The sequence below is a fragment of the Aeromonas sp. ZOR0001 genome (assembly GCF_000801015.1).
Classification (GTDB): Bacteria; Pseudomonadota; Gammaproteobacteria; order Enterobacterales; family Aeromonadaceae; genus Aeromonas; species Aeromonas veronii.
Genome location: NZ_JRJY01000046.1, coordinates 45,100 through 56,438, shown reverse-complemented (window position 1 = coordinate 56,438; position 11,339 = coordinate 45,100). Strand labels below are relative to the sequence as shown.

Sequence of the window (11,339 nt, the reverse complement as noted above, 5' to 3'; positions counted from 1 at the left end):
CAGAGGCAGAGGCAGAGGCAGAGGCAGAGGCAGAGGCAGAGGCAAAGGCAAAGGCAAAGGCAGAGGCAGAGGCAGAGGCAGAGGCAGAGGCAGAGGCAGAGGCAGAGAATGATTCCATAGTCACAGGCTTATGGGTATTGCTTGATACTCGCGATGGCGCCTCTGTTCACCCCTTAAACCTGATCAGCTGTTCCACGAGCCATAGCAACACTGATGCAATGGCAGGCAAAGCAATCGCCCTATTCCCTTAGAGCGTGAATAACGAGTTATCGCATTACAGGCTGTGCCAAGTTCAACCCTGATGAACACCTGCGCCATAGCACTGTTCAAATACCCCATGACAACTGTCAGGTGAATACCATCTCCATACATGTCGTGATTACGATGGAACTGGATGTAAGCCTACTCCCCTGAATCACACGCATAAAAAAACCGGCGCCTTGGCGCCGGTTTTTGCTCACTATGTCTCGATTACAGAGAAGCTGTGAAGGTACGGGTGATGACGTCTTGCTGTTGCTCTTTGGTCAAAGAGTTGAAGCGAACGGCATAACCGGATACGCGGATGGTCAACTGCGGATATTTCTCCGGGTTTTCCATGGCGTCCAGCAGCATTTCACGGTTCATCACGTTCACGTTCAGGTGCTGACCACCCTCTACGTTGGCTTCGTGGTGGAAGTAACCGTCCATCAGGCCAGCCAGGTTGGCTTTCTGGGCTTCCATATCTTTACCCAGTGCATTCGGTACGATGGAGAAGGTATAGGAGATACCATCTTTAGCGTAAGCGAACGGCAGCTTGGCTACAGAAGTCAGGGAAGCAACGGCACCCTTCTGGTCACGACCGTGCATCGGGTTTGCACCCGGGCCGAACGGAGCACCAGCACGACGGCCATCCGGGGTGTTACCGGTCTTCTTGCCATATACCACGTTGGAGGTGATGGTCAGAACAGACTGGGTAGCAACAGCACCACGGTAGGTGTTCAGCTTCTGAATCTTCTTCATGAAGCGCTCAACCAGGTCACAGGCGATATCATCGACGCGAGCGTCGTTGTTACCGAACTGCGGGTATTCGCCTTCGATTTCGAAGTCGATGGCAACGCCATCTTCGTCACGAATCGGCTTGACCTTGGCGTACTTGATGGCAGACAGGGAGTCAGCGGCTACGGACAGACCAGCGATACCACACGCCATGGTGCGATATACGTCACGGTCGTGCAGCGCCATCAGAGAGGCTTCGTAGCTGTACTTGTCGTGCATGTAGTGGATGATGTTCAGCGCAGCAACGTATTGCTTGGCCAGCCAATCCATGAAGTGGTCCAGACGATCCATTACGTCGTTGTAGTCGAGGTACTCGGACTTGACCATCTCGGTTTTCGGACCGACCTGGATCTTGAGCTTCTCGTCCATACCACCGTTGATTGCATACAGCATGGTCTTGGCCAGGTTGGCACGAGCACCGAAGAACTGCATCTGCTTGCCAACGATCATCGGGGATACACAGCAAGCGATGGCGTAGTCATCGTTGTTGAAATCCGGACGCATCAGATCGTCGTTCTCGTACTGAACGGAAGAGGTCTCGATGGATACCTTGGCACAGTACTTCTTGAAACCGACCGGCAGCTTCTCGGACCACAGGATGGTCAGGTTCGGCTCAGGGGACGGGCCCATGGTGTACAGGGTGTTCAGCATACGGAAGCTGTTCTTGGTGACCAGAGTACGGCCATCAACGCCCATACCAGCCAGGGTCTCGGTCGCCCACATCGGGTCGCCGGAGAACAGTGAATCGTATTCCGGAGTACGCAGGAAGCGAACCATACGCAGCTTCATGACCATGTGGTCCATCAGCTCCTGGGCTTCTTGCTCGGTGATCAGGCCTTTCTGCAGGTCACGCTCGATGTAGATATCCAGGAAGCTGGAGGTACGACCGAAGGACATGGCTGCACCGTTCTGGGACTTGACTGCCGCCAGGTAGGCGAAGTAGGTCCACTGTACAGCTTCTTTGGCGTTCTTGGCCGGTACGGAGATATCGCAACCGTACTTGGCAGCCATCACCTTCATCTGTGCCAGGGCACGGTGCTGCTCGGAGATCTCTTCGCGCAGACGGATGGTAGCTTCCAGGTTGACGCCGTTTTCCAGGTCAGCTTGCAGGGACTTGAACTGGGCCAGTTTGTCGGCCATCAGGAAGTCAACACCGTACAGAGCAACACGACGGTAGTCACCGATGATACGGCCACGGCCGTAGGCATCCGGCAGACCGGTGATAACACCAGACTTACGGCAGTTCAGGATGTCTTTGGTGTAAACGTCAAACACGCCCTGGTTGTGAGTCTTGCGGTATTCGGTGAAGATCTTCTCGACCATCGGGTCCAGTTGACGACCGTACACTTCGCAAGAAGTTTTAACCATCTTGATACCGCCGTTGGCGATGATGGCGCGCTTCAGCGGCTTGTCAGTCTGCAGACCAACGATCTGCTCCAGGCTCTGATCGATATAACCGGCATCGTGTGCGGTAATGGTGGAGGGCAGGTCAGTATCAAAATCAACCGGCGCATGAGTGCGGTTCTCGATTTTGATCCCTTCCATGACCTTGTCCCACAGCTTGGTGGTCGCTTCGGTCGCGCCAGCCAGGAAGGACTCGTCACCTTCATACGGGGTGTAGTTCTTCTGGATGAAGTCACGGGTGTTGACAGAGGTCTGCCATTCACCGGCCGCGAAGCCTTCCCATGCTTTTTGGAACTGTTCGTTAAGTTCTGCCATTTTTCATTACCTCACACGGTATTGATGTAGTATCCCGCAATCATCCTTAATGATGACGACGGAAGATAAACCAGTAAGTCAGACCAACCATCACGCCACCACCGATGATATTGCCGATGGTCACGGGGATGAGGTTGTGTAGGACGAAGTTGGATACGGTCAGGTCAGCAAAGGTTGCCGGATCCTGGCCGATGGCCTGCCAAAATTCCGGACTAGCCACGCTGTGGATAGCGATACCAACCGGAATCATAAACATGTTTGCGATGCTGTGCTCGAAACCTGAGGCAACGAACATAGCAACCGGCAGCAGCATAACCACTACCTTGTCAGTCGCGCTGCGGGCTCCAAAAGCCATCCAGGCAGCAAGACATACCATCAGGTTACAGAGGATACCCAGCGCCACCGCTTCAAAGAAGGTGTGGTGAATTTTGTGTTGGGCCACTTTGAGGGCATTGAGACCCCACTGACCGTCTGCGGCCGTGTACTCGGCAGAAACGATGATCAGCGCCACCATCAGCAGACCGCCAATCAGGTTGCCGAAGTAGACCAGACCCCAGTTCTTGAGCAGCTGAGCCCAGCTGATGCGATTGGCAGCCTTGGCCACCAGCGTCAGGGTGGTGGAGGTGAACAGCTCGGCACCGAGCAGCACACAGAGAATAAGTCCGAGAGAGAAGCAGAGACCGCCCACCAACTTGGCCATACCCCAAGGCATGGAGCCGGTTCCGGTAGTCACTGTGATGTAGAAGATAAATGCGATGGCGATGAAAGCGCCTGCGGTGATGGCCAGTGGAATGACCTTGTATGCCGGCTTGGTAGCCTTGGCATAGGTGATGTCTTCAGCCAGTGCAGCGATGGCTTCGGGCTTGAGACAATCGAATGGAGATTCAGCTTTCAATTATTTTCTACCTGAATGTTTTGCCTGTTGAAATCATAACAAAGGGCCAAATAGCCAAAATTGACATTGATCAAGTTTATCAGAGTGCGAATGTAATTTTACTACAAATATTTTAGTGCGATGGCTACGCCACTTTACACCAGGTATCAGCTGAAACAGAAATATCACATTTTTAATGCAATGATTTTAAAGAATTTATTCTAGAGCATGGAAATGTGGCATTGGCAAGATATCTTTGCAGAAAGACAGCACATCCCCTGCCCTGTCATCAACCCCCTTAGGGGTATTTTTTGTTTTTTATTTCATCTTTGAATAACAATCCCGTGCCTTGCTGCACGATAAACAGAAGGGGCCACTCGGCCCCTTCCTTTACAACAACGATCACGCCCAGTGATGGGCTCGCTTGGCCTTCTGCAGCTTCTCGTAGGCCGCCAGCAGCTTCTGGTGCAGCGGGAATTGGGAGAGCGACAGGTCGGCCGCTTCCAGCCCGTGGAAGCGTGCTTCGCCAGTGGCGTTAGCCCATGCCTGTGCCAGCGTCTCTTCGCCATACATGCGAGTGAAGACGGCGCGATACTGCTCCGGATCCCGCTCCTCGTCGAGGAACAACTCGACGCAGGCACGCAGGGCGCGGTAGTAGCTGGCACGCTCGGCTGAGAACACCGACTGGTTGAACTCCATGGTCCAATCGATGAGATCGAGAGCAGTCTCCAGCTCACCGGCGGCCAGCGCCAGCATGGCTTTCAGCTCGCCAACGCGCAGGGTGTGCAGCGCGGTACCCTTGGCAGCGGCGATGCCCAGCAGCTCGCGTACACGGGTACGCTCGTCGTGCCCCTCTTCATCCAGTTGATCAAACAACGCCATGTACTGCTCGGCATCCCAATCCAGTGATGGCAGTGCCAGGATCACTTCGCGCAGGTTGGCGCCCATATTGTTGTTGGCCAGCAGCAGATCTTCGGCCGGATAGATGTCGGACATGCCCGGCACCAGAATGCGGCAGGCGTAGACACCCAGATGCTCGTAGTCGGCGATATAGACCGGCTGCTCCAGCTCGTGGAAGATGCCGATCAGGTGGTCGAACTCCTCCTGCGAGGTGCCACGAAAATCCCAGTCGGCAAACTCGAAGTCCGCATCCTGCTTGAACAGATCCCAGCTGATAAGGCCCGAGGAGTCGATGAAGTGGGTCTCGAGGTTGTGGTGATCCGCCACCTGCTCGTTGTCGAATGACGGCGGCACGAACACGTCGAGATCCTTGAGACCGCGGCCCTGCAGCAGCTCGGTGACGGTCCGCTCGAAGGCCACTTCGAAGCGCGGGTGGGCGCCGAAGGAGGCAAAGCAGGTGCCGTTGCTCGGGTTGAGCAGCACCACACAGATGACCGGATAACGGCCACCCAGGGAGGCATCGAAGCTGTAAATGGGGAAGCCTTCCGCTTCGAGGGCGGCGATGGAGGCAGCAATCCCCGGATAACGGGCAATGACCTCGTCCGGGATCAGCGGCAAGCTGATGGCCTCGGCGATGATCTTGTTCTTCACGTGGCGCTCGAACACCTCGGAGAGCGCCTGGGTGCGCGCTTCAGTCTTGGTGTTGCCAGCGCTCATGCCGTTGGAGACATAGAGGTTGCCGATGATGTTCATCGGGATGTAGACGGTCTCGTGATCGGACTGACGCTCGAACGGCAGCGCGACGATACCGCGCTCTTCGTTGTTTGACTGCAGATCCACCAGCATGTCGGCAGTCACTTCACCATCCGGGTTGTAAAACTTGCGGGTGAAGCTGTCGAGCAGACCGGCCGGGAACTGGTCACCCTCGATGGGGAACCACTTTTCGTTCGGGTAGTGAACGAAATCGCCGTTGGCGACCTGCTCGCCCAGATAGAAGTCGGCGAAGAAGTAGTTGGTGGAGAGACGCTCGAAATATTCGCCAAGGGCAGACGCGAGGGCCGCCTTCTTGCTGGCACCCTTGCCGTTGGTAAAGCAGAGGGCGCACTCTTTGTCGCGAATATGCACCGACCAGACGTTCGGCACGGGGTTGAGCCAGGAGGCCTCTTCAATATCAAAGCCCAAGGCTTGCAGCTTGGTCTGGAAGCGTTCGATGGAGTCTTCCAGCGCCGCGTCCTTGCCGGGAATAAAAGTGTGGTCAGTCATCACGATATCCTGATTTTTATTGGCTCATGTTCGGCCGCAGATAATAGCAGGGGTCGGCGGCTTTGGCAGGACAAAAATCAGTAAACAGGGATGAGTCACACGGTGAGAAACCGGCTTATCCCCTCTCCCCCGCCACAAACAGCGCGGGCCCGGGGATTGCCCGGGCCCGCTGGTTACGCGACGCGATACATCGTCAGAGCTGCTTGCCCTGGCTCGCAATCACCTGGCTGTACCAGTGGAAGCTCGCCTTCTTGATCCGGCGAAGGGAGCCCCCCTGCTCGTCACGCTCCACATAGACGAAGCCGTAGCGCTTCTGATAGCCGTTGAGCCAGCTCAGGATGTCGGTGAACGACCAGGCGCAGTAGCCGAGCAATTCCACCCCATCCTGCATCGCCTCCTGGCACGCCTTGACGTGGCTGCGCAGGTAATCGATGCGGTACTCATCGTTCACCTTGTCGCCCGCCTCCAGCTTGTCGAACTCGCCAAGACCGTTCTCGGTGATCATCAGCGGCAGGCCATAGCGGGAAGAGAGGCGACGCAGGGCGATGCGCATACCGGTCGGGTCGATGGCCCAATCCCAGTTGCTGGTCTCAAGGTGCGGATTGGGCGCCGTCTTGTAGAGGCCGGGGATGCCGCTGGATGGCGTAGTGCCCTTCTTGCCGGTGGTGTTGATCCGCTGCAGGGTCTGACCGCCCAAGGGGTTATCAGTGTAGGTCAGGGTGTAGTAGTAGTTGACGCCGATGTAGTCGGGCGTCCCCTCTCGCAGCAACTCCATATCGCCCGGCAGGATCTCCGGCGCCTCGCCGTTTTCTCGCAAGTAAGCGAGCGCCGCCTGCGGATAGCGGCCAAAGCAGTAGGCATCCAGCCACCAGAGGTTGTTGAACTCCTCGGCGTTCTCATAGGCCAGCATATCTTTCGGATCGCACGACGCCGGATAAGCAGGGGAGTAGGCAAAGCTCGGGCCGATGAGGCCGTTTGGCACATGCTGGCGAAACGCCTTGATCACTCGGGCATTGGCCAGAAACGCGATATGGTTGGCGGCAAAGAAGCGCTTGCGATCCTGCACAGCGGGCGGATGGGTGCCGAGCTGATAGGCGTTGGTCAGGTTGTAGTTCTGCTCGTTAAGCGACACCCAGTACTTCACCTTGCCGGCAAAACGCTGATAGAGGGTCACGCAGTAGCGCTCGAAATCCTCGATAATGCGTCGGTCTTCCCAGCCGCCGTACTCATCCTGCAGCGCCTGCGGCAGATCCCAGTGATAAAGGGTCAGCACCGGCTCAATCTGGTGGGCCAAGAGGGTGTCGATCAGCTTCTCGTAGAAGGCCAGCCCCGCCTCGTTCACCTCCCCCCGACCGGTGGGATAGATGCGCGGCCAGCTCACCGAGAAGCGGTAAGCCTTGAGCCCCATCTCGGCCATCAGCGCCACGTCCTCTTCCATGCGGTGGTAGTGATCCACCGCCACATCGCCGTTGCTCCCCTGAAAGGTCTTGCCCGGCAGCTTGGTGAAGAGATCCCACACCGAGGGCCCCTTGCCATCGGCATTCCAGCCCCCCTCCACCTGATAGGCGGCAGAGGCGGCGCCCCACAGAAAATCGCTCGGGAAGTCGTTGAACTTGTGATGATGCATCTGGTGTTGCTCCTTCTGCGCTGATGGTGTCAGCCATCTCTGATAACTCGGCGCCCCCTGTCTGGGCACCCGAAATGAATTGGCATAAGCATCCAACACTTCTAAAATTCCGTCCAATGACAAATTTGACCACTCAACATTCCCAACAGGAATGAAAGGAGCCCTGATGGAGCTACGGGATCTGAAAGCCTTCGTCACCCTGGGGGAGGTACTGCACTTCGGCCAGGCGGCGGTGCGCCAGCATGTTACCCAGTCGGCCCTGAGCAAACAGATCAGGCGGCTGGAGGAGGAGCTGGGCGGCGAGCTGTTCGAGCGCAACGCCAGTACCACTCGCCTCACCGGACTGGGCAGGGCGCTGTATGAGGATGCCCGCGCTGTAGTCATCCAGAGCGAGCAACTCTCGCGCACCGCCCGCGACGTGCTGGGGGGCAATGTCGGCACCCTGCGCATCGGCTTTGGCGTGGCCACCAAAATCCTGGTGCCCGCCGCCATTGCCCGCTTTCGCGCCGAGCGGCCGCAAGTGACCATCGAGCTCAACGATCTCTCCACCCACCACCAGCTGCTGGCGCTCAGTGAAGGCAAGCTGGATCTCGGTTTTTGCCGCCTGCCCGCCCCCAAGGGGTGGCACGCCCTGCCGGTAGTCGAAGCCCACTTTGTCGCCGTACTGCCCGCCAGCTACCGCGATGTGAGGGAGTTGGCGGATCTGGTGGACAAGCCGCTGGCGATCCTGCGTCGTGACAAGGCCCCGTCCTTTTACGATCACCTGATGAACTATCTGGCCCAGAGCGGGCTGCGTTTTCGCGATATCCAGTACGTCAACGACTTCGCCGCTGGCGTCGCCACCGCGGCGGCAGAGATCGCCTGGACCCTGGTCCCCTCCTCCACCACCATAGAGCACCCGGATGTACTCACCCTGCCCCTTAGAGATGGGGAAGCCTGCTGGACCATTGGCCTGATCCGTCCGCCCCACAACAAGGGGCCCTTGATCGATGCCTTCTGGGCAACCATCGCCGATATGGCGCCAAGATAAACACGCCCTTGGCAAACCGCAGATGGCGGCCGCGCATCAACGATAGCGTTCGACGATACGCGCCAACTCGCCGCTTTGTCGCAGCTGTTGCAGGGCTCGGTTGAACTCGGTTATCCGGGTATTAAAGCGGGAGTGCTTACCGATGCAGAGATTGAACGGGGTAGAGGCAAGCTGCAGCGGCACCTCGACCACCTGCCCGGACAATCCCAGCTGGTTGAGTTTGAAACGTGCCACCAGTGGGTCGGTCACCATCAGATCCCCCCGACCCGCCGCCAGCATTTTGAAGACATTATCGACATTGATGGTGTGATGAACGGTGAAGCCCGCCAGGTTCTCCTTGCCCCAGCCGTTACCGAAATAGTCGAGAAAGGTAAGTGATTTGAAGTCGCTCAAGCGGCTGGCACGCTGAAATTCCGCCATGCGGGGATGGGCACGCTGGGTAAAAATGGTTAGCACAGTGGTAGTGACCGGCTCTTCCACAACCAGGGTATAGCTGCGCCGCTCCCGGGTGGCGATGGTTACAAAACCATCGGCCTGCGCCATCCGCACCAGTTTTTGCGCCCGTTGCCACGGATAACCTTCATGGCGTACCCGCAGTTCCATCTGTGCCGCCACCCGATCCACCACGTCGATCATCAGCCCGCGCATCTTGCCCTGTTCGTCACGCCACGAATATGGGGCAAAGTCGTCAAAATAGACCAGCTTCAACTCGGCCGCTGGCGCCGCCCATGCACTCTGCCACACCAGCAATCCCCACAGGATTGCGCTCCCCAGACTGACTCTCATGGCCGCGACTCCATCCACTTCTGCCAACTCTGAGCCTAGTGCAAAGCGGGCTGCGGCAAGGCTCAGAAGCCAGTGGAAAAAGTGGCCAACGAAAAAAGAGAGAGGAAGCAGTGGCTTCCCCTCTCTCGTTCGTTTGTCAGCACGCCACCTTACCGATGGCAGTCACGGCTTGCCGGTTACGCCAGCTCGGCCCGCAGCGCCCTGGTGGCATCGACCATCACCTTGAGGGCGGCTTCCGTCTCTTCCCAGCCGCGGGTCTTGAGGCCGCAATCCGGGTTGACCCAGAGCCGCTCGGCCGGGATCTGCTTGGCCGCCTTGCGCAGCAACCCCTCAATCCAGCTCTGGCTCGGCACGTTCGGCGAGTGGATGTCGTAGACGCCCGGGCCAATCTCGTTGGGGTAGTTGAAGCGCTCGAACGCTTCGAGCAGCTGCATCTGGCTGCGGCTGGTCTCGATGGTGATCACATCCGCATCCAGCGCCGCCACCGCCTCGATGATGAGGTTGAAGTCGCTGTAACACATGTGAGTGTGGATCTGGATGCTGTCCGCCACCGGGCTGGCGCTCAGACGGAAGGCGCGCACCGCCCAGTCGAGATAGGCCTGATGATCCTGCTTGCGCAGGGGCAAGCCTTCGCGGATCGCCGGTTCGTCGATCTGGATGATCTTGATGCCGGCGGCTTCCAGATCTGCCACCTCGTCACGAATGGCCAGCCCGATTTGCAGGGCAGATTGCTCGCGGCTCACGTCTTCGCGCGGGAAGGACCAGCAGAGGATGGTCACGGGGCCAGTCAGCATCCCCTTAACCGGCTTATCGGTCAGGCTCTGGGCAAATCGGGTCCATTCGAGCGTCATAGGGGTCGGGCGGTCAATATCGCGGGTGATCACCGGCGGCTTGACGCAGCGGGAGCCATAGCTCTGTACCCAGCCGAAGCGGGTGATGGCAAAGCCATCCAGCAGCTCCCCGAAATACTCCACCATGTCGTTGCGCTCGGCCTCACCATGAACCAGCACATCCAGCCCGATGGCCTCCTGACGCGCGATGGCATCGCGGATCTCCGCCTTAATGCCAGCCTCGTAGGCGCTGTCATCGATGCGACCAGCGCGCCAATCCTGCCGCAATACCCGGATCTGCGAGGTCTGCGGGAAGGAGCCAATGGTGGTGGTGGGCAGTAGCGGCAGTTTGAGATCCGAGCGCTGCAGCTCGGCCCTGACCGGATAGGGGCTGTGGCGATCAAAATCGCTGTTGGTGAGGCTGGCGAGCCGTGACTGCACCGCTTTTTTGTGCACCCGGCTGTCGGACTCCCGATCGACGATGGGCTGGCTGTAGGCGGTGATTTTGTCGAGCTCGCCCCCATCCAGATACTCTCTGAGCAGCCCCAACTCGAAACATTTTTGCAAGGCGAAGGCGAACCAGCTGCGGGTCTGGGGATCCAGCTCCTGCTCCAGGGTCAAATCCACCGGGCTGTGCAGCAATGAGCAGGAGGAGGCAACCCAGAGCCGCTCGCCGAGTTTGGCTTTCAGTGCCTTCAGAGTCGGCGCCAGCTTGGCCAGATTGGCACGCCAGACGTTGCGGCCGTTGATCACCCCGGCTGAGATGACCCACTGGGCGGGCAGATGCGGCACCAGGGTTTCCATCTGCTCGGGGGCGGCCACCAGATCCAGATGCAGGCCATCAACTTTCAGGCTGGTGATAATGTCGCGCTGATGAGCCACCGAACCGAAATAGGTGGTGAGCAGCAGCTTGCAGGGGCCCGCGAGGCGCTCGTAGGCGTTGAGGTAGGCCAGCCGCCACTCGTCCGGCAAGTCCAGCGTCAGCGCAGGTTCGTCGATCTGCACCCACTCAACTCCTTGGGCGGCCAGTTTGGCCAAGATCTCCTGATAGACGATGAGCAGGCGATCGAGCAGTTCAAGGCGGGAGAAGCCGCTCTCTTTCTCCTTGCCGAGCCACAGGTAGGAGACCGGTCCCAGCAGCACCGCCTTGACCGGCAGCCCCAGCGCTTTGGCCTCTTCCACCTCGTCAAACAGCTGGCTCCAGCCCAGCTTGAAGCGCTGATCACGGCTGAACTCCGGCACCAGATAGTGATAGTTGGTGTTGAACCATTTGGT

Annotated in this window: 7 protein-coding genes; 1 reads left to right on the top strand and 6 read right to left on the bottom strand. The window is 58.3% G+C overall.

Going from position 1 to position 11,339, the window contains the following annotated elements; translation table 11 throughout:
* Positions 1-471: 471 nt before the first annotated feature.
* From pflB to L972_RS06365, 4 genes are all read right to left on the bottom strand, one after another.
* On the bottom strand, positions 472-2,754 hold the full coding sequence (gene pflB, locus L972_RS06380) for a formate C-acetyltransferase (protein WP_005333618.1): 2,283 nt from the start codon (positions 2,752-2,754) through the stop codon (positions 472-474).
* Positions 2,755-2,800: 46 nt separating this feature from the next.
* Positions 2,801-3,649, bottom strand: a complete 849-nt coding sequence (focA, locus tag L972_RS06375) for a formate transporter FocA (protein WP_005333620.1) — start codon at positions 3,647-3,649, stop codon at positions 2,801-2,803.
* A gap of 381 nt (positions 3,650-4,030) precedes the next feature.
* The gene (ycaO, locus tag L972_RS06370; RefSeq protein ID WP_047436735.1) at positions 4,031-5,791 is read right to left on the bottom strand and encodes a 30S ribosomal protein S12 methylthiotransferase accessory factor YcaO; all 1,761 of its coding nucleotides are present in this window, start codon (positions 5,789-5,791) and stop codon (positions 4,031-4,033) included.
* Between the two features lie 193 nt (positions 5,792-5,984).
* On the bottom strand, positions 5,985-7,418 hold the full coding sequence (locus L972_RS06365; protein ID WP_047436732.1) for a glycoside hydrolase family 1 protein: 1,434 nt from the start codon (positions 7,416-7,418) through the stop codon (positions 5,985-5,987).
* Positions 7,419-7,584: 166 nt separating this feature from the next.
* Here L972_RS06365 and L972_RS06360 point away from each other — a divergent pair, with 166 nt between their 5' ends.
* Positions 7,585-8,448 carry a LysR family transcriptional regulator gene (locus tag L972_RS06360; RefSeq protein ID WP_047436729.1) on the top strand — a complete coding sequence of 288 codons (864 nt, stop codon included), beginning with the start codon at positions 7,585-7,587 and terminating at the stop codon, positions 8,446-8,448.
* Between the two features lie 36 nt (positions 8,449-8,484).
* Here L972_RS06360 and L972_RS06355 read toward each other — a convergent pair whose 3' ends face one another.
* Both L972_RS06355 and metE read right to left on the bottom strand, forming a co-directional pair.
* On the bottom strand, positions 8,485-9,234 hold the full coding sequence (locus tag L972_RS06355) for a substrate-binding periplasmic protein (protein ID WP_047436726.1): 750 nt from the start codon (positions 9,232-9,234) through the stop codon (positions 8,485-8,487).
* 176 nt (positions 9,235-9,410) lie between these two features.
* A partial coding sequence (metE, locus tag L972_RS06350; RefSeq protein WP_047436753.1) for a 5-methyltetrahydropteroyltriglutamate--homocysteine S-methyltransferase occupies positions 9,411-11,339 on the bottom strand: 1,929 nt, incomplete at its 5' end.

Bases quoted from the DNA above. Each gene is read 5' to 3' on its own strand.
- ycaO (WP_047436735.1), bottom strand. From the start codon at position 5,791: ATGACTGACCACACTTTTATTCCCGGCAAGGACGCGGCGCTGGAAGAC.
- pflB (WP_005333618.1), bottom strand. From the start codon at position 2,754: ATGGCAGAACTTAACGAACAGTTCCAAAAAGCATGGGAAGGCTTCGCG.
- L972_RS06355 (WP_047436726.1), bottom strand. From the start codon at position 9,234: ATGAGAGTCAGTCTGGGGAGCGCAATCCTGTGGGGATTGCTGGTGTGG.
- L972_RS06360 (WP_047436729.1), top strand. From the start codon at position 7,585: ATGGAGCTACGGGATCTGAAAGCCTTCGTCACCCTGGGGGAGGTACTG.
- L972_RS06365 (WP_047436732.1), bottom strand. From the start codon at position 7,418: ATGCATCATCACAAGTTCAACGACTTCCCGAGCGATTTTCTGTGGGGC.